Below are 17,840 nucleotides of genomic sequence, written 5' to 3' on the forward strand. Positions count from 1 at the left end.
TTTGTTGGCTGAGGTGTTGCTTGATCCGAGCCGAGCACCTAGTGGATTAGCCACTGGCCGCACGATGGTGGCTGTTTATGGCTGTTTGGTATCACTACTGCAAAAGGCAGGCATCAATAATTTGAGCCATTGGCGCAGTTTCAACCTCGATGAATACGTGGGGCTGGGCCCTGGGGATAAGCGTTCTTTTGCCGCCTATATGGATCTGCATCTAGGCCAGCCGCTCGCAATCCCGCCAACAGCAATGCTGTTACCAAATGGCCTCGCTCCAAATCCCACTCTTGAAGCTGCCCGATATAGCCAGCAGGTGCAAAGCCAAGGCATTGGCCTGCAATTGCTGGGCCTAGGTGAAAACGGCCACGTGGGGTTTAACGAACCACCTTGCGGCGCCACGGCCCCCTGCCGCTGCGTGCTGCTAAGCGAAGCCACCCGAGCTCAAAATGCCGAAGCTTTTGGCGGCCAATTATTGGCGGTGCCAGAAAGGGCGATCACCTTGGGCATTGCAGATATTTTGGCGGCAGATGAGCTTTTGCTTGTGGTTACAGGGGCAAACAAGAGTGCTGTGCTGCGCCGTTTATTGGAGGAACCAGCCCAGGAGGCATTGCCTGCAAGTTGGCTGCAAAGCCATCCAAATTGTTTGGTCTTGGCCGATCGCGCCGCTGCCAATTTCTAACCAGCAGCATCAAATACCACCCGCGGTTGCAATTCCCCCGTTGAGGTGGGATGTGCTAATCCGGCCAAACTGCCATCAGGCCTCAGCATCGCCACCACATCACAATTTTGATAATCAACTCCGCTGCTGGCGGGAAGCCGTTGGCCGCGACACCAGGCCTGCCATTGCGCGCTATCTAATTTCAATTGCGGCCTTGCGCCAAGGGCCAATAGTGGATCAAGCAAGGGGGTGCTGGGCTGCAGCGCCTCAAGGGGGATTGCTTGGTTAAGTTCAAAACCTAAAGCGCTGGTGCGTTGCAATTCAGCAAGGGCAGCTCCACATCCCAGGCGCTCGCCAAGATCCCGCGCTATTGAACGCACATAGGTGCCGGCAGAACAGCGCAGCTCAATCGCCAAGTTGCCTTCAGCAACGTTCCATTCCAGCAGCTTCAGGTGGTGGATGGTTACCGGCCGCGGCGGAATCTGAAGTTGTTCTCCGCGACGGGCCCGTTTGTAGGCCCTTTCCCCATCAATATGCACGGCACTCACGTTGGGGGGCCTTTGCATTTGTTCACCGCAAAAAAGGCTCAGTAGATCCTCCAGCTGCTCTTTTTTAAGGAGGGGCCAGGGGTTTTGGTTTAAAACTTCGCCGCTTAAATCGTCGCTATCGGTATTGAGCCCCAGCTGAATGCGACCCAGATAAGCCTTGGTGCCATCTAGGTAAGGCAGCAACCTGGTGGCGGGCCCAATAGCTAGTGGTAAAACCCCTGTTACGGCCGGATCAAGGGTGCCGCCGTGGCCCACCCGGCGAATACCAAGCAAACGGCGGGCAATCGCAACACAGTCGTGGGATGTGCAGCCAGCGGGCTTATTAATCACTAGAAATCCGCAGGAGCTGGCAGAGGTCAAGTGCGGGCGAGGAGGGGGGCCATTCGCCATGGTTGCACCCTCGTAGGTTGGGAACTTGCGGATTTGCGGCCCGGTGCTTGATCACCCAAGCGTTAACGACTTTTTGAAAGATGGCTTTGGCTTGCGCCAACAGCTCTCTAATTTTTTGCAAATTGATATCAGCACTATTGAGCAGCGGCTTCCCCAAAGCACAGCAGCGCTTGCCGCTCTCCATCCAGGTGCCTTTTCAGGTAAAGCGGGGGAGCTGGAACTTGAGGTGGAAAGTTTTTATGAAACTGGGGTGGGCGACGGGCATTTGTATGAATTAGCTGCCTGGCATCTAGATAGCTCTGCCTACATTGCCGATACGTTGCGTCTTCAGGCTTTAATTGCCAAAGGGCAACATCTAGATTTTGGCGGTGGAATCGGAAGCCATGCCTTGGCAGCTGCCCAGCTGCCCCAGGTGGATCAGGTGTGGATGGTAGATCTCAATGGTAGAAATCGAGATTTTGTATGCGAGCGGGCAAAAGCGCTTGGATTAAGCCATAAGTTGCGCTGCCTGCGCGATTTAAATGCAACAGAATTGCCAAACAAATTTGATAGTATTGTGTGTTTAGATGTGTTAGAGCATCTAACAGATCCAGCTGAACAATTGAGAATATTTGCACAGCGGCTGCAACCAAAAGTGGGAGCTGCATTGTTTAACTGGTATTTCTTTAAAGGCTTCAATGGGGAATACCCATTTCATTTTGATGCCCCTGAATTAACGAAGCAATTTTTCGAAGTATTGCAAGAATTGTATCTGGAGCAATTTCATCCATACCTCATTACTACTCGCATATATGGCTTGCGCTAATGCTACTTAAAATAATAATTTTCAAGAAATTATTGATCTCAGCATTATTATTTTCTGTATCAATTTTAGCTCTGTTGGGTAGCCTTAGCTATCAGCATCTTCCAGGGTTAGTGCAGCAATTAACTGCTTCAAACCACCGATTGTTGCTGCATTTTGTGCAAGAGGGTGTTTTAGCAGGCCCTGAAAAGTTGCAGAAAATTGCCCTTATGTCGGGGGTGTATGCCAGCCTGATTGCGTTAGCAGCTTATGGCGCTTTGCGAAATGCAATTTGGGGTAATTGGTTATTACTAGGAGTATTGATTACAAGTTTGCCATACGAAATTTGGGAAATCCGTGAAAGTTATTCAATAATAAAAGTTAGTGTATTGATTCTAACTATTTTTGGATGCTTAATAATTGGATCGCAATTATTTAAACAGCAGCAACGAAAGGTATAACTGTAATACGCTTGCGTTCGCGGGTGGAACGGCGGATAGTTTCAAATTTAACTATTCCATCGATTAGCGAAAACAAGGTGTCGTCTGATCCTTGCCCAACATTTACGCCGGGTAACACAGATGTGCCCCGTTGACGAATCAAAATTGAACCAGCGGTTACTTTCTCACCGCCATAACGTTTAACGCCAAGCCGTTTGGAATTGGAATCGCGACCGTTACGGGTTGAACCTGTGCCTTTCTTGTGGGCCATGGAGAAATCAGTTGAAGGGTATGTAAATGAAAAAATAAAATCAAATAAATCTTAGACGATGCTTTTCCCGCCCACCGTGATCGATTCAACCATCACTCGGGTGAGCTCTTGGCGATGTCCGTTTTTGCGGCGAGTTTTCTTTTTCTTTTGCATTTTATAAACAATTATTTTCGGTCCGCGGCGGTGGATCATCACCTTCAAGCTCACCTCTGCTTCAGCCACGTAAGGCATGCCGAGAGTGGTGCCTTTGCCGTCGTTTACAAGCAATACCTCTTTGAGGGTAATTATTGAATCAACATCAGCAGCTAAGCGATCGATGTCGTAATAGCGGTTGGGTTGAAGCCAAAATTGTTGGCCCGAGGCCTCAACAATTGCATATGGGCTGTTGGTCATAGCTGAGCTCCGGCATTGGCAAGGCAGATCTTTCGATCATTTGAAAGCCCTGGCGCAATCCCAATTGGGAAACAAACAATAATTCTCCCAGATCGCTTTTGCTTTAGTCAAGATTGGGTTATGGAAGTTTCTGGATTGGTGATAGGGGCTTTGCTGCAAGATCAGCAGCTGCTGATTGCCTGTGGCCAGGGCTTAGGGGGGGGCAATTACAACCTGAGGATCCTCAGCGCCAACCCAAGCCGGCTCTTGGCGGAACTGCAGGGCTGCTGGGAAGCTTTGGATGGCCTATTGATTGAGCAGGGGGCCATAGATCAGGGCAGTTTTGACCTGTTGCGAGCCCATGGAATGCTGTTGCCAGCGGTGGTGATAGGCGCTGTAACAGGGGAGATTGAGTACCACGAGGCGGAACTGCACCTACAGGCTGATCAGCTGGTGCAATTGCCTTACAGCTTGGATGCGGCAGTTTGCAATTTTCTTGAAAAACGGCTGCTTAAAACCGCCAAGGCAGATTATTTGAAAAACGGCCACTGGCGTTTATCGCAACGGCTGGAGGAGCGGCTCGGTTATTTGGGGGTGTTCTACAAGCGCGATCCAAATTTATTTCTGCGTAATCTCAGCGAAGCTGAGCAAAGTGAGCTAACCAAGTCTTTAAAACGTAGTTATAGGGATCTCCTGCTTAATTATTTCCGTGATCCGGCTGCTGCTAATCAAGCAATTGAAAGCTTTGTAAATACCGCCTTTTTCAGTGATTTGCCAATTACGAAGGCTGTTGAAATACATATGAATCTGATTGATTCTTGGTCTAAGCAGTTAGTTCTAGAAGGGCATCAAAGCGAATTCCTTCAGGATTACCGCCTTGCCTTGCTCGACGTGATGGCTCACCTTTGTGAGATGTACCGCCGTTCCATCCCACCAGAGCCCATGGGCAGCTCCCAGAGCCCAAAAGCCGCGACAAGACTTCAGGAGGAGTTTTTATGAGCCCCCGCAAAACCTACATTCTCAAGCTTTACGTGGCGGGAAACACGCCTAATTCAATGAGGGCCCTAAAAACCCTGCGCAACATCTTAGAAACCGAGTTCCGCGGGGTTTACGCCCTAAAGGTGATCGATGTATTAAAGCAACCACAGCTGGCGGAAGAGGACAAAATTCTGGCCACGCCAACGCTGGCAAAAATTCTGCCCCCCCCGGTGCGGCGGATAATTGGCGATCTATCAGATCGTGAAAAGGTGTTGATTGGCCTAGATCTTCTCTATGAGGAGCTCAGTGACGATGCTGATGGCTATTCCTTTGATGAAGTTTCTGAATAATCTCTAGCAATGAGCAGTTCCCCAATGTTTCAAAGTTCAGCCGAAACCCATCTCAGCCAAGTGCAAAAGCTTGCCACTGGCATTGAAGGCTTCGATGATGTGTGCCACGGCGGCCTACCGATCGGTCGCTCCACCTTGATCAGCGGCACATCAGGTACTGGTAAAACAGTATTTTCTTTGCATTTTTTATACAACGGCATCAAAGATTTTGATGAACCGGGGATATTTGTAACCTTTGAAGAATCTCCTCTTGATATCTTGCGCAATGCGGCAAGCTTTGGTTGGGATCTTCAATCGATGGTTGATAATGATAAATTATTTATTTTAGATGCCTCCCCGGATCCCGATGGCCAAGATGTGGCGGGAAATTTTGATTTATCAGGGCTGATCGAAAGAATAAATTATGCAATACGAAAATATAAAGCAAAACGTGTTTCAATCGATTCCATCACTGCTGTATTTCAACAATATGATGCAGTTTCGGTTGTCAGGCGCGAGATTTTTCGTTTAATAGCTCGGCTCAAAGAGATCGGTGTAACAACCGTAATGACCACCGAAAGAATCGATGAATACGGTCCGATTGCTCGCTATGGAGTGGAGGAATTCGTATCAGATAATGTTGTGATACTGCGCAATGTGCTGGAAGGGGAGCGACGCAGGCGCACCTGTGAAATTCTCAAGCTGAGGGGCACCACCCATATGAAGGGTGAATTCCCTTTCACAATGGGAGTGAACGGCATCAGTATTTTCCCATTAGGGGCGATGCGCTTAACTCAGCGTTCCTCCAATGTGCGTATTAGTTCGGGTGTTTTAAAACTAGATGAAATGTGTGGAGGCGGATTTTTTAAGGATTCAATTATTCTGGCCACAGGTGCTACGGGCACAGGTAAAACCCTTTTAGTAAGCAAGTTTCTTGAAAATGCCTGCGCTAATAAAGAGCGCGCAATTCTATTTGCCTACGAGGAATCAAGAGCTCAGCTTATGCGGAATGCAACGAGTTGGGGAATTGATTTTGAGCAGATGGAATCCGATGGTTTGTTGAAAATTATTTGCGCTTATCCGGAATCCACTGGTTTGGAAGATCACTTACAAATTATTAAAACAGAAATTAGTCAATTCAAGCCATCACGAATGGCCATCGATTCCCTATCAGCTCTTGCCCGTGGCATTAGTCATAATGCCTTTAGGCAATTTGTTATCGGGGTTACCGGCTACGCAAAGCAGGAGGAAATCGCTGGGTTCTTTACAAATACATCCGAAGAATTTATGGGCAGCCACTCGATTACTGATTCCCATATCTCAACTATTACTGATACTATTTTACTCCTTCAATATGTTGAAATTCGTGGTGAGATGTCTAGAGCTTTAAACGTATTTAAGATGCGGGGTTCCTGGCACGATAAAGCGATTCGTGAATTTGTAATCACAGGCAATGGGCCTGAAATTAAAGATTCTTTTAAGAATTTTGAGCGAATAATCAGTGGTGTGCCTCATCGAGTTACAACAGATGAACGCAGTGAGCTCGCACGTATTGCCAGAGGTATTGATAATGAAATGCTGTGATTTAGGCTAGATTCTTATTAATTTTTGAAAGCATTACCTCGTCTCCATCAGATTGCTCAAGGGGAAGTTCAAACCAAAAGGTTGTTCCTGTGCCCAGTTCACTTACGATTTTGGCTTGGGTGCCATGTTTATCAAGAATACCGCGCACAATCGATAAACCCAATCCCGTCCCTGCCTCTGTATGAACAGCATTTTCCACCCTAAAAAATCGTTCAAAAACCTGACGACAATCATCTTCACCAATGCCGCTGCCACTATCGGCAATTTCTACTCTTATACGCGGTAAAGGTGAGCTGTTGTCTCCTTGCACCACAGGGCAAGTATCTGGCCATGGATAAGCCCTCAAATGCACCATTCCACCCGGTGCTGTGAACTTGAGTGCGTTGCCAACTAAATTATCAAAAACCTGCAGCATCATGTCGTAATTTCCCCTCACCCTCGGCAGCCCAACCGCTAGATCTAATTCCAAAGCCACCCCTTTATCTTGAGCATTTAAGCGATAACTGCGCAGGGTTTGCTCGATCGCAGTATCTAATTCCATGGGTTCAAAAGACCAAACCCGATCGGATTCAAGTCTGGAAAGATCAAGCACATCGTTAACAAGCCTGGTTAAACGATCTGTTTCGGAATTAGCAGTAAATAAAAATTCTTGGCGCTGTTCATCATTTAAATCCTCCCACATATCGTGGAGGGTCTCTACGTAACTTTTAATATTGAAAAGTGGGGTGCGTAATTCATGAGAAACATTGCTAATAAAGCGGCTTTGCGCTGCATTTAGTTCCACCTCCCTAGTGAGATCTTGCACCGTAACAGCAATTCCTTTTAAGGATTCACCACTGCCATCGCGCACCGCTTGCAACACTAATCGCAAGGTGCGCGCCGGTTCACCCATGGCGCAACGCAATTCAGCATTATCTCTTTTACCGCAGAGCATCTGTTCAAGGGGTTCTTGTAATTCCATTGACAGGCTGTCTGGCAGAAGCCGCAGTAGTTCAACATTTTCTAAATTCCTACCCTCCCAGCGGAATAATCGCCGAGCTGTTGGGTTTGAGAGCACTACATTTCCGCTTTTATCGAGCAATAAAGCGCCATCTGCCATCGTGGCGATTAGAGATTGCTGCTTAATTTGAGCAGCTGTGAGCTCTTCAATATTGGCCGCGTCGTAAGCCTGAAGCCGGGTGGCCATGTTGTTAAAGCCAGTTAGTAGCTCCCCCAATTCCCCCCCCATCGGCAGTGCAATTCGAGTGCCGAATTCGCCTTCGGCCACTGCCCTTACCCCTTTCAAGAGCTCTTTTACTGGGCGAGTAATGGTGAGAGCATTAAAAACTGCCCCAAGGATCACCAGCACCCAGATCGATACAAAAACCGCCACGGTTACATCGCGGGTGAGGGCAGCACTGGCTAAGCCAGCCTCGTTTGGATTTACGCCAAGGGCCATTACCCCGAGATAGCGATCGCCATCAAGCATTGGCACAAATACATCTGTTACCAAGCCATCCGGGGTTAGGTGTTGGCGGATAAGGGGATTTTGAGGGTGCTGCTGAAGATCACTCGGTAATTCCAGCCGCCGATTTAAAAGCAAATCACTGCCTGAATCCGCTCGGCTTATGGGGATCCCTAGATAAATGACCCCTTCCGGGTCTGCATAAAAGATGTAGCGCAAGCTGCGGCTAGTGCGCCAAAAATCTTCTGTTACCCGTGCTAATTCCCTGTCGTGTCCTTGCGCTGCTAAGGGCACCACATTGCTTGCCAGCAGTAAACCAAGATCCCTTGCGTAGCGCGTATCACCCATACGGGCTTCCTGCTGGATGCCGTTAAGGGAAAAGAATGTGAGGCCTGTCATCAAAAGACTCACCACCAAGGTGGCGGCAGCTAACAGTTTGGTTTGCAAACTGAATTCGCCCCACCAGTGGGTTATTGCTTCAAGCAAGCTGCGGCGGGCTGTTGTGGTCAGGGGAATTATTGGCTCTTGCAATATTAACGATGTCTTACCTGATGCCCGATGTCGCGCCTTAATTGCATTCCAGCAAAACTAACTTCGGCAAGGCGTTTATAGGCAGCTGCGAAGGCGGAATCAAAATCATCTGCCTGGGCTACAGCCGCCAGCACGCGGCCACCACTAGTTTTTAATTGTTTGGTTTGATCACTTTTTACTCCGGCGAAAAACAACTGAGAAACTTCGGCTTCAACATCATTTAGGCCAGCCCCTAAATCGCATATCAAATCACCCAACCGCGGTTCCCCTGGGTAATTAGCAGCAGCAGCCACCACACAGGCGCTGCAGAGAGGCTTAATTGTTAGCGATGGGGCGCTTTCAAGTTTGCCCTCGGCGCAGGCCATGAACACTGCTGCTAGATCTCCTTCCAGCAAGGGCATCAGTGTTTGACACTCGGGATCACCAAAACGACAGTTGAATTCGATCACCTTGATGCCACTAGTTGTGAGCATCAGGCCTGCGTAAATAACACCTCGGTAGGAAATCCCCCGTTGTCGCAAGGCAGCAAGCACAGGTTCCAACACCAGTTCACGCACTTGCTCTAGGCCAGCAGCATCCAATAAGGGAGCGGGGGCATAGGCACCCATGCCGCCCGTGTTAGGCCCTTTATCGCCTTCTCCAATGCGTTTATGGTCTTGGGCTGGGGGCAAAAGCAGCAGCTGCTTGCCATCGGTGAGGGCAAATACCGACACCTCCGGTCCGCTGAGTTGCTCTTCCAGCACTACTCGGCTTCCGGCTATGCCAAAACGCCCCGAAAAACATTCTTGAATAGCTGCGATCGTTTCTTCAAGGTTGCTGGCAACAGTTACCCCCTTTCCGGCCGCTAATCCATCAGCTTTCACTACTAAAGGGCGGTTGAGTTGCCTAGCGATTTGGCCGCCTTCCTCAGCACTATTTACCACCCAGAAATCGGCAGTGGGTACACCTGCTTCTTGCATTAACTGTTTGGCCCATTGCTTGCTGGCCTCCAGCTGGGCCCCATCAGCTCCGGGTCCAAACACCGCCAACCCTGCTGCCCGCAACTGATCGGCGAGGCCCGCAGCTAGAGGCCCTTCCGGCCCAATTACTACCAGGCTGATTTGATTGGCAGTGCAGGCGGCCACCAGGCCCGCAGCATCAGCAACGTCTATTGCCAGGGTGTTGCAGCCAGAAATTGCAGCGCTGGCCCCATTTCCAGGCGCTAGCCACACCTGGGGGTTGCCCTGGGAACGGGCTAATGCCCAAGCAAGGGCGTTTTCCCTACCGCCGGAACCCACCACCAAAACACGTGCCACAGCCATACTTGCCCGGAGCTCCACCTGCCCATTGCTCCTCACTATTACTGCGGCTGTGGTCCCTTGGGTGCTGGCAGGCGGTCTGCTGGCAAAAATTACCAAGCCGATCCCCCCTCTACCCCCAGGCGCCAGCTCGGCAGAAGCCTTCGAAGAGCTTTTGCAAAAGGGTGATCGCCAGCAATTGCAGGCCGGTTGCGCGGAAGCACTGTCTGTTGGCCTCAACGATCGCTTGCGTTTATTACGGCCGCGGCTACTGGAGCTAAACGCTCACAATCATTCATTGGCCGTGGTGTTTGCAGATGCCAAGGCGCTACTTGCTTGCAAGGCTCCAGAGGCGGCGCTGCAGGTGCTGAATCGGGTAAGCCCAGCGGCGGGAGCGCAGCGGGAGGAGTGGTTTTTGTTGCAATGGCAAGCTGCAAACGCAGCGTTAAATCATCACCGCGCCAGTTTGGCCTTGAGGCGTTTTTCCCAAGGATCCCCCCAAGCCTTAGCCGGGAAGTTGTTGCCCCTAGGCACTGCTCAAGAACTGCCGGTGCAACGCACAGCCCTTGAATTGCAAATCAAGCAATTAGAGGCCATCGGCGCTCTACCTGAAGCTGTTTCCTTGCTGCTGCAGCCCAATCCCTTGCCTGCTGTGAATGCCAGCCGCAGGCTTGAAGCAGCGCGGTTATTAACGCAGCTTGGTGAACCAGAGCGGGCAGAGGAACTTATTCCAGCAGGGCTTAACCAATCGGCCCTCGGCGCAGCTTGGGGGGTAAGTGTTGAACTACTCAGCCAGCAAAGGGCTTTGCAGTTGGCTAGCGGCAACAGCGCTGCTGCAGCCCAAACCAGTAAGCGTCAAGAGCGGTTGGCCCGGCGTTTGGATGATTCCATCGGGGTTAAACAGGCTGAATTGGCGCGTATTGCGGATGGCAGCAGCAATCCAGCTCTGGCGCAACGGCTTTTGAGTCGCCAGGAACCACTTGAGGCAAGTAAAGGAGAACTCCTAACTGCGCTAGTGACTCTCGGTGATGGGCCAGCAGCAGGGGAAGCCCCGGCCATGGCCGCCGCCAGGGTTGAGTTTGCAAAGCGGCTGGCGCAACAACTAAATCATCGTGAGCGCTTGCTTGATTTATTGGCGGATCAGGAAAGCGAAGCCCGCAAGCAGGAAGATCCGTGGCTACTGGATCGGGTGAATCGCTTGGCTTTACAAAGCAGCGCAGGTAATCCGTTGCGGGAACTTGATGCCCTTGATAAACGTTCACGGGAGCTACTTGCCGATCCTGGCCTCGGGGGTAGCGCGTGGGAAGTTTTTACGCCAATGCGGGAACAAGAAGAACTAGAGCGCTTACGTGGGGTTGAAAATCTGGAGCAAAGGCGTCAGTTAAGGCTCGGATTTGATCCTTATCCAGGTTTGTATTCCCTGCCGGCATTACTAGAAGATCTGCAACGTCTGCGTTTTTCAGTGCCTTTGCAACCTGTAATTTCTGAGCCCTTACCTGGTGTAAAGCAACCATGGCGCTTGGCGCCAGCTCAATTTGGTGTTTTGCCAAGGCAGCTGGGAAATCGACGTCGCAATTTATTAATAAAAGAATATGAGGGTGCCCTTGCTTCTCTAGAAATTACAGAACTTGAAAAACAGCAGGGTCTTAAATTATTTAGCGAACTGGTGCAACAGCTGCAGCAGCGGGAGCAGCTCACAACGGCAATTAACCAGGCCTCAGGGAGTGGCAAATTCACGCTTCAAACAATTACTCAGCAAGGGCAATTACTTTTGCTAGAAAAACAACTTGATCCAAGTGGCACAAATATCAGGGGGCTGATGGGTTTTGCCCGCTCCGAAGAAGGCCTGCGCAGTTTGAGAGATTTGCACCAACAGGAAGATCGTTTGCGTTTGCGCGTTAGAGCGCAGGAAGCCCGTAATCTCCAGGCCCGCCGGCTGCTACTAGAGGATCAACTACAGCAGGAACAGACCCGTGCGGCTCGATGGCAATCAAGGGCACCGATCACAGCACCTCAGCTGGAGGCCATCAGGCTCAGCAGGCTTTGGCGTGAATTCCGCAGCGACCCTGCCTCTGGGGTGGCACCGGCATTGCAAGACCTGGCCTATAGAAAAAAAGATGGCGCCCTTGAATTAGAGCTCTTGCGTTATCGCTTGCTGCAACTGCTTCCTTCTGGAAAGCCCAACCCCGGCAATATCAACAAATGAAAGAACTTGAAATCGGCGACTTGCTCCATGAAGGCAAAGCAAAAAAGGTGTTTCACACAAACCACAAGGCGGTGGTGGCAGTGCAATTTAAAGATGACGCCACCGCTTTTAATGCTCAAAAAAAAGCGCAACTGGCAGGCAAAGGTTTATTGAACTGGGAAATTTCCGCCAGGTTGTTTGAGGCTCTTGAAAATAGAGGGGTTGCAAGTCATTACCTGGGCTGCCTCGAGCCGGGTTGGATGGCAGTGCAAGCCCTAAAAATTGTGCCCCTAGAGGTGGTGTTACGCAATTTGGCGGCGGGATCTTTGTGTAAGCAACTTCCCATTGCCCCGGGCAGCTCTTTGCAGCCTGCGCTGCTTGATCTGTTTTACAAAGACGACGCTCTAGGTGATCCACTGTTAACGGAAGCTCGCCTTAAGTTGCTGGCGCTGCTGGAGCCTGCGGAGCGGGTTCAGTTAGAAGCCATTAGCCGTGATGTAAACAGGGTTTTGCAACAGATATTTGTTGAAATTAACATCACCTTGGTGGATTTCAAGTTGGAATTTGGCCGCTGCGATGCAGGCAAGCTTTTGTTAGCCGATGAGATCAGCCCAGACACCTGCCGCCTTTGGAATCAATCAGATCAACGAGTTTTAGACAAAGATCGTTTTCGCAAGGATCTTGGCGGTGTTGTGGAGGCCTATGGGGAGGTCCTTAAACGGGTCCAAGGGTTAGGGCCAACCCCTAGGCAGTACCGGTAGGTTTTGGTTATACGCGGTGTTATTGCCGTTTAAGTGAACTCACTATGGGTATTGGTAGCTCTCAGCTGTTTCCCCCCAGCTTGTTTAAAAGTTTTTTTTCAAGCGGTTTTTCAGCGCATTGGCTTTTATGTGTGCTTGTTCTTGGCGCTGGTGCTCCAGTTCAAGCACAGCCAAAAGGGGGGGGGCCTGCTTCCGATCAAATAGATAGTTCTTCTCCCGCAGCGATTGAAGCGAAAGTTTTAATAAGTGAAGTTTCAGTAGTGGGCCTTGAGGATCATCCCGATAAGGAAAGGTTGGAGCGGGCTGTTTACGACTCCGTAACAGTGAGGCCTGGCACGAGCACTAGCCGCAGTTCTCTCAAGACAGATATTGCTGCTGTTTATGCCACTGGTTGGTTTAGCGATGTGAGAATTCAGCCCCAAGATGGGCCATTAGGTGTAAAACTTGTAGTAAACGTAACGCCAAATCCGGTGCTTAAGGAGGTGGTTTTAACCAACCCCAAAGCACTTTTACCCAAGGCGCTGATCAGCGAAGTGTTTGCTTCCGATTACGGCCGCACTTTGAATTTAAAAAGCCTCGACCGTCGCATGGTGGAGCTACAAAAATGGTATTCAGAGCAAGGATATTCCTTAGCCCGTATCAGCGGCCCTACAAGGGTTAGTCCTGAGGGAGTGGTTGAATTAGCGGTGAGGGAAGGCACTGTTGAAGCCATTGAGGTGCAATTTCTTAATGCCAATGGTGATGCAACAGATGAAAAGGGAAAACCAATTAAAGGCAAATCAAAGCCCTGGGTGGTGAGCCGGGAAATTTCACTTAGGCCAGGTAAATTATTCAATCGCCGCCAGTTGGAAGGTGATATTAAGAGGCTTTATGGCACTGGTTTGTTCTCAGATGTAAAGGTAACCCTGAAGCCAAATCCCAGTAAGCCCGGGGAGGTTTCAATTGTTTTAGGTGTAACTGAACAATCGACAGGATCCCTCTCTGGTGGTGTTGGCTACAGTCAAAACCAGGGCTTATTTGGCCAAATTCAACTGCAGGAAAATAATCTCTGGGGTAATGCTTGGAATATGGGTTTGAATTTCACCTACGGGCAATATGGCGCCCTCGCTGATTTGAACTTTGAAATACCTTGGCTTAAAGATGATCCAAATCGCAGTAGCCTTAGGATTAAAGGGTTTTTAAGTAGGGAAATACCACAGGTATTTCAAAGCCAAAATGATGGCGCTGTGCGCACGATAAGTAGCTTCTATCAACCACCAGCAAATTCTGTTAATCTTGCCCAGGCAATTTATTACAATCGTTTGCTTAAGCGCCCTGATAATGTTGTATTAGATGTTGAAAATATTCAGTTTGATAGCGCTGCCGCTGCTGGCTTTGCCGTCTATGGCGGGTCTAGCCTTTATGAAGCAGAAGGTGATTTAGTGCGGGTGCAACGCACGGGAGCAAATATTCAATACGTGCGTCCGTTGCGGGGTGGAGATCCTTATAAACGCAATATCTGGACGATGGTTTTTGGCTTAAGCGGCCAAGAGGTAACAGCCATGAATGGCTTTAGCACTCAACGTAAATATGGTGCAGCGCCATTCACTAATAATGGTGATGCATTTGCTGATACTGACGAAATCATTTGCCTGGCGTATAATTGCTCCAGCAAAAACCAATTGGTAGGTGGTAGATTTGCTCTTTCTTATAACACCTTGAATGATAATAAAAATCCTCGATCTGGTACCTTTTTTAATGCCAGTAGTGAACAGTATTTAAGCGTGGGAGAGAATTCTCCCACTTTCAACCGACAAAGAGTTTCTGCTACCCATTTTATTCCTGTTAATTTTCTCAAGTTATATAAAGGCTGCCGGCCAAAGAAAGGTGAGCCGGAAGATTGCTCCCAATCGATTGCTTTACAGCTTACCGGCGGCAATGTAACTGGCAGCTTGCCCCCCTATGAAGCCTTTTGTTTGGGAGGCAGCAACTCGGTTCGCGGCTATTATGATTGTGATTTAGGTGTTGGCCGCAGTTATATTGAAGGCACGATTGAATATCGCTTTCCAATTTTTAAAATAATAAGCGGAGAATTTTTCATTGATGCTGGCTCCACCCTAGGTAGCCAAAATCAAGTTCCCGGTAACCCAGGTGGTTTGCTGCTCAAAACCGGCCAAGGTTTTTCGATCGGCACTGGCGTAATTGTTACAACCCCTGTGGGCCCACTGCGTTTGGAGGTGGCAAGCCAAGACCTAACGGGCAACTGGCGTTTTAACGTTGGTGTGGGCTTTAAGTTCTAAAGGTGTTTTGGCCAGCTGATTACAGCCGTTGTTTTGGTTTGAGCTCTGCGGTGGAGCGCCGCGGTATCGGCTTGCATTCCGGTGAGAAATGCACATTGAGATTGCAGCCTGGGGCCGCAGCTGGTTTTCGAGTGGGCTGGATCGATCGCCCAAACGATCCTCCCCAGCTGCTGGATCCAAGCCTCGTTCAAGACACGCGCCTTTGCACTGCCTTGCGGCTTGGTGATCGCAAAGTTGCGACGGTTGAACATTTGCTTGCGGCCCTTGCCGGCACAGGCATCACCCAGGCAGAACTTTGGCTGGATTCTGAGGAGGTGCCATTGCTAGATGGTTCTGCTCTTCCTTGGGTGGAGGCGATCGCAGAAGCTGGAATGGAGGATCTAGGCCCCCGCCCGCCTTTGCCTCCTTTACTGCAGCCGATTACGTTGCAGCAAGGCAATAGTTTTGTGGCGGCTCTACCAAGCACTGAATTACTACTTACAGCAGCTATCGAGTTTCCTCAAGCCGCCATTGGCCGCCAATTGTTTTCATTGGCGCTTACCCCTGAGGCATTTGTTACTCAGATTGCCCCTGCCCGTACTTTTGGTTTTCGCGATCAGGTGGATCAGTTGTTGGCGGCGGGATTAATCAAAGGCGGTGCCCTAGATAATGCCTTGGTTTGTGATGGTGAGAATTGGCTGAATCCCCCTCTGCGATTTATAGATGAACCCGTTCGCCACAAACTGCTTGATTTGATTGGTGATTTAGCCCTGGTGGGTTTACCCCAGGCACAAGTGATGGCCTTTCGCGGTTCACACTTTTTACATACCCAGCTGGCTGCTGCCCTCTACCAAAAACAGACTTAATGACCAGCCCCGACGCCTCGACACTCAGTTGTGAGCAAATTCTAAATTTGTTGCCACACCGCTACCCGTTCGCCCTTGTTGATCGAGTGCTGGAGCATGTGCCAGGGAAGCGGGCAGTGGCTTTAAAGAACGTAACTATTAATGAACCCCAGTTCCAGGGCCATTTCCCAGGGCGGCCGTTGATGCCAGGTGTGTTGATTGTTGAGGCGATGGCCCAGGTGGGTGGTTTGATTGTTACCCAGATGCCAGATCTGCCAAAAGGGCTTTTTGTGTTTGCAGGTATAGACGGCGTAAGGTTTCGCCGTCCGGTAGTTCCGGGGGATCAGTTGCTCATCACTTGCGAACTGCTCAGCTTGAAGCGCAAACGCTTTGGCAAGGTGCATGCCGAGGTCACCGTTGATGGTGCTCTTGTGTGTTCTGGCGAGCTGATGTTTTCTCTGGTGGATTAACCATGGCGCCATCAACCTTGGCTACCAAAATTCATCCCACCGCGTTGGTGGATCCTGCCGCCCGTTTGGCTGAGGGGGTGAGTGTTGGCCCCTTTGCCGTGATAGGCCCTGAGGTGAGTGTTGGCGTTGGCAGTGTGATCGGCCCCCATGTGGTGATTGATGGCCGGGTGAGCATCGGTAGCGATAACCATATTTTCCCTGGCGCTTGCATTGGCCTTGAACCGCAAGATCTCAAATACGCTGGCGATGACACCGAGGTTGTGATTGGTGATGGCAATCGCATCCGCGAATACGTCACCATCAATCGGGCTACAGCATCTGGAGAGCGCACCGTGCTGGGGCATCACAATCTTTTGATGGCTTACAGCCATATCGGCCATAACTGCCGGTTAGGCGATCGCATTGTGATCGCCAATGGTGTGGCGGTAGCAGGCCACGTAGACATAGACGACAGAGCAGTTATCGGTGGAGTTTTAGGGATTCATCAATTTGTTCATATCGGCAGCTTGGCAATGGTTGGTGGGATGAGCCGCATTGATCGCGATATCCCCCCCTACGCAATCGTGGAGGGCCATCCAGGTCGCTTGCGAGGTTTGAATTTAATTGGATTGAGGCGCAGCGGCCTTGCTGATGCCAACAACGGCGCCGTGATGAAGGAATTGCAATTGCTTTGGAAGCTGATTTATCGCAGTGAATTTCCCCTTAGCGAAGCCTTAGCGCAAGCACGTTTGCAGCAACTTTCAGCGCCGGCCGAGAAATTGGTGGCATTTTTGGAAAATAGTTGCAAACAAGGCAGAAGGGGGCCGTTGCCGGCCCAGCGCCAGTGACCCATCTGTTGATAAGCACCGGCGAAGTGTCTGGTGATCTGCAGGGCAGCCTGTTAATTAAGGCTTTGTATCAAGAAGCAGAACTACGCAATATTCCTTTGCGGGTGAGCGCCCTTGGGGGACCCCGCATGGAAACTGCTGGGGCAGAGCTGCTTGGCAACACAACTCCCCTTGGTGCCATTGGTTTATGGGAGGCACTACCGCTTGTTTTGCCAACGCTGCAACTGCAACGCAAGGCACGCCGTTGGCTGAGCAAAAATCCACCTGATGGCGTTGTTTTAATCGATTACATGGGGGGTAATACCCCCCTGGGCCGCCGAGTTAAACGTGAAAGGCCCAGCCTTCCTGTGCTCTATTACATCGCCCCTCAAGAATGGGCTTTTCGTATGGGGGATGGTGGCACCACCCAATTAATTGGATTTAGTGATCAAATCCTTGCGATATTTCCTGAGGAGGCTCGGTTTTATAGCGAGCGGGGAGCTGTGGTGCATTGGGTGGGTCATCCCCTCCTCGATACTCTTGGCGAATTGCCAAGCCGCGCAGCTGCGCGCCAGGAGCTTGGCATCGCAGAAGACGAACCACTTTTGTTGCTTTTGCCGGCCTCTAGGAAGCAGGAATTGCGTTGGTTATTGCCGCCCCTTGCAGAAGCAGCTGCCAGGTTGCAAAAACTATGCCCCAAGCTCAAGGTGATCGCCACCGCAGCTCAAACCGGTTTTGAGCAGCCTTTGCGCGATGTAATTGATGAATTTGGCCTGCAAGCAACAGTTTTGAGCTCGGATGATTCCGATCGGCTGCGGCCAACTATTTGCGCAGCAGCTGATTTAGCCCTCACAAAATCCGGCACCGTTAATCTTGAATTGGCCTTGCGGGGGGTACCCCAGGTGGTGGCCTACAAGG

At 50.3% G+C, this 17,840-nt stretch carries 18 protein-coding genes; 13 read left to right on the forward strand and 5 right to left on the reverse strand.

The window, feature by feature from the left end:
* Position 1: 1 nt before the first annotated feature.
* A complete protein-coding gene (locus KB557_RS03120; protein ID WP_255131346.1) occupies positions 2-673 on the forward strand; it encodes a glucosamine-6-phosphate deaminase in 672 nt (223 codons plus the stop codon).
* Here KB557_RS03120 and truB read toward each other — a convergent pair.
* A complete protein-coding gene (gene truB / locus KB557_RS03125; protein WP_255131347.1) occupies positions 670-1,590 on the reverse strand; it encodes a tRNA pseudouridine(55) synthase TruB in 921 nt (306 codons plus the stop codon). The genes KB557_RS03120 and truB overlap by 4 nt on opposite strands.
* 43 nt (positions 1,591-1,633) lie before the next feature.
* On the opposite strand from truB, the gene KB557_RS03130 reads away from it, so the two are divergent.
* Together KB557_RS03130 and KB557_RS03135 are read left to right on the forward strand one after the other, a co-directional pair.
* On the forward strand, positions 1,634-2,395 hold the full coding sequence (locus tag KB557_RS03130; protein ID WP_255131348.1) for a bifunctional 2-polyprenyl-6-hydroxyphenol methylase/3-demethylubiquinol 3-O-methyltransferase UbiG: 762 nt from the start codon (positions 1,634-1,636) through the stop codon (positions 2,393-2,395).
* Positions 2,395-2,832, forward strand: coding sequence for a DUF2127 domain-containing protein (locus KB557_RS03135; RefSeq protein WP_255131349.1), 438 nt, complete (start codon positions 2,395-2,397; stop codon positions 2,830-2,832). The genes KB557_RS03130 and KB557_RS03135 overlap by 1 nt, the downstream gene beginning before the upstream one ends.
* On the opposite strand, the gene rpmA is transcribed toward KB557_RS03135, so the two are convergent.
* Both rpmA and rplU read right to left on the reverse strand, forming a co-directional pair.
* Positions 2,807-3,082, reverse strand: coding sequence for a 50S ribosomal protein L27 (rpmA, locus tag KB557_RS03140; protein WP_255131350.1), 276 nt, complete (start codon positions 3,080-3,082; stop codon positions 2,807-2,809). The two genes, KB557_RS03135 and rpmA, sit on opposite strands and share 26 nt — an antisense overlap.
* Positions 3,083-3,133: 51 nt before the next feature.
* Positions 3,134-3,475, reverse strand: a complete 342-nt coding sequence (gene rplU, locus KB557_RS03145) for a 50S ribosomal protein L21 (RefSeq protein ID WP_255131351.1) — start codon at positions 3,473-3,475, stop codon at positions 3,134-3,136.
* A gap of 120 nt (positions 3,476-3,595) precedes the next feature.
* Here rplU and KB557_RS03150 point away from each other — a divergent pair, with 120 nt between their 5' ends.
* Genes KB557_RS03150 through kaiC form a run of 3 tightly spaced genes read left to right on the forward strand, consistent with a single transcriptional unit; the run spans position 3,596 to position 6,345 of the window.
* Positions 3,596-4,453, forward strand: a complete 858-nt coding sequence (locus KB557_RS03150) for a circadian clock protein KaiA (RefSeq protein ID WP_255131352.1) — start codon at positions 3,596-3,598, stop codon at positions 4,451-4,453.
* Complete coding sequence (gene kaiB / locus KB557_RS03155; RefSeq protein WP_255131353.1) at positions 4,450-4,782, forward strand: circadian clock protein KaiB; 333 nt, start codon at positions 4,450-4,452, stop codon at positions 4,780-4,782. Before KB557_RS03150 ends, kaiB begins: the two co-directional genes overlap by 4 nt.
* Before the next feature lie 9 nt (positions 4,783-4,791).
* Positions 4,792-6,345, forward strand: a complete 1,554-nt coding sequence (gene kaiC / locus KB557_RS03160; protein ID WP_255131354.1) for a circadian clock protein KaiC — start codon at positions 4,792-4,794, stop codon at positions 6,343-6,345.
* A gap of 1 nt (position 6,346) precedes the next feature.
* On the opposite strand, the gene KB557_RS03165 is transcribed toward kaiC, so the two are convergent.
* Positions 6,347-8,275 carry an ATP-binding protein gene (locus KB557_RS03165; RefSeq protein ID WP_399218579.1) on the reverse strand — a complete coding sequence of 643 codons (1,929 nt, stop codon included), beginning with the start codon at positions 8,273-8,275 and terminating at the stop codon, positions 6,347-6,349.
* Between the two features lie 47 nt (positions 8,276-8,322).
* Positions 8,323-9,621 (reverse strand): phosphoribosylamine--glycine ligase, encoded by a 1,299-nt coding sequence (gene purD / locus KB557_RS03170; RefSeq protein WP_255131355.1) that lies wholly within the window; start codon positions 9,619-9,621, stop codon positions 8,323-8,325.
* A gap of 25 nt (positions 9,622-9,646) precedes the next feature.
* On the opposite strand from purD, the gene KB557_RS03175 reads away from it, so the two are divergent.
* The 7 genes from KB557_RS03175 to lpxB form a co-directional block, all read left to right on the forward strand.
* Positions 9,647-11,803: a hypothetical protein gene (locus KB557_RS03175; protein WP_255131356.1), complete on the forward strand. Its 2,157-nt coding sequence runs from the start codon at positions 9,647-9,649 to the stop codon at positions 11,801-11,803.
* The gene (gene purC / locus KB557_RS03180; RefSeq protein ID WP_255131357.1) at positions 11,800-12,543 is read left to right on the forward strand and encodes a phosphoribosylaminoimidazolesuccinocarboxamide synthase; all 744 of its coding nucleotides are present in this window, start codon (positions 11,800-11,802) and stop codon (positions 12,541-12,543) included. The genes KB557_RS03175 and purC overlap by 4 nt, the downstream gene beginning before the upstream one ends.
* Before the next feature lie 131 nt (positions 12,544-12,674).
* The gene (locus KB557_RS03185; RefSeq protein WP_255131358.1) at positions 12,675-14,822 is read left to right on the forward strand and encodes a BamA/TamA family outer membrane protein; all 2,148 of its coding nucleotides are present in this window, start codon (positions 12,675-12,677) and stop codon (positions 14,820-14,822) included.
* A gap of 2 nt (positions 14,823-14,824) precedes the next feature.
* Complete coding sequence (gene lpxC, locus KB557_RS03190) at positions 14,825-15,667, forward strand: UDP-3-O-acyl-N-acetylglucosamine deacetylase (RefSeq protein WP_255131360.1); 843 nt, start codon at positions 14,825-14,827, stop codon at positions 15,665-15,667.
* The gene (fabZ, locus tag KB557_RS03195; protein WP_255131361.1) at positions 15,667-16,116 is read left to right on the forward strand and encodes a 3-hydroxyacyl-ACP dehydratase FabZ; all 450 of its coding nucleotides are present in this window, start codon (positions 15,667-15,669) and stop codon (positions 16,114-16,116) included. The genes lpxC and fabZ overlap by 1 nt, the downstream gene beginning before the upstream one ends.
* 2 nt (positions 16,117-16,118) lie before the next feature.
* The gene (lpxA, locus tag KB557_RS03200; RefSeq protein WP_255131362.1) at positions 16,119-16,943 is read left to right on the forward strand and encodes an acyl-ACP--UDP-N-acetylglucosamine O-acyltransferase; all 825 of its coding nucleotides are present in this window, start codon (positions 16,119-16,121) and stop codon (positions 16,941-16,943) included.
* The coding region (lpxB, locus tag KB557_RS03205) for a lipid-A-disaccharide synthase (protein WP_255131363.1) at positions 16,940-17,840 on the forward strand (901 nt) is incomplete at its 3' end. The genes lpxA and lpxB, both read left to right, overlap by 4 nt.

The sequence above is a fragment of the Synechococcus sp. Cruz CV12-2-Slac-r genome, from assembly GCF_024346075.1.
Taxonomy (GTDB): domain Bacteria; phylum Cyanobacteriota; class Cyanobacteriia; order PCC-6307; family Cyanobiaceae; genus Synechococcus_D.

What these genes read in the sequence shown, in the direction of transcription:
- truB (WP_255131347.1), bottom strand. Translation starts at nt 1,590, where the DNA reads ATGGCGAATGGCCCCCCTCCTCGCCCGCACTTGACCTCTGCCAGCTCC.
- KB557_RS03135 (WP_255131349.1), top strand. Translation starts at nt 2,395, where the DNA reads ATGCTACTTAAAATAATAATTTTCAAGAAATTATTGATCTCAGCATTA.
- rpmA (WP_255131350.1), bottom strand. Translation starts at nt 3,082, where the DNA reads ATGGCCCACAAGAAAGGCACAGGTTCAACCCGTAACGGTCGCGATTCC.
- rplU (WP_255131351.1), bottom strand. Translation starts at nt 3,475, where the DNA reads ATGACCAACAGCCCATATGCAATTGTTGAGGCCTCGGGCCAACAATTT.
- KB557_RS03150 (WP_255131352.1), top strand. Translation starts at nt 3,596, where the DNA reads ATGGAAGTTTCTGGATTGGTGATAGGGGCTTTGCTGCAAGATCAGCAG.
- kaiB (WP_255131353.1), top strand. Translation starts at nt 4,450, where the DNA reads ATGAGCCCCCGCAAAACCTACATTCTCAAGCTTTACGTGGCGGGAAAC.
- kaiC (WP_255131354.1), top strand. Translation starts at nt 4,792, where the DNA reads ATGAGCAGTTCCCCAATGTTTCAAAGTTCAGCCGAAACCCATCTCAGC.
- purD (WP_255131355.1), bottom strand. Translation starts at nt 9,621, where the DNA reads ATGGCTGTGGCACGTGTTTTGGTGGTGGGTTCCGGCGGTAGGGAAAAC.
- purC (WP_255131357.1), top strand. Translation starts at nt 11,800, where the DNA reads ATGAAAGAACTTGAAATCGGCGACTTGCTCCATGAAGGCAAAGCAAAA.
- fabZ (WP_255131361.1), top strand. Translation starts at nt 15,667, where the DNA reads ATGACCAGCCCCGACGCCTCGACACTCAGTTGTGAGCAAATTCTAAAT.
- lpxA (WP_255131362.1), top strand. Translation starts at nt 16,119, where the DNA reads ATGGCGCCATCAACCTTGGCTACCAAAATTCATCCCACCGCGTTGGTG.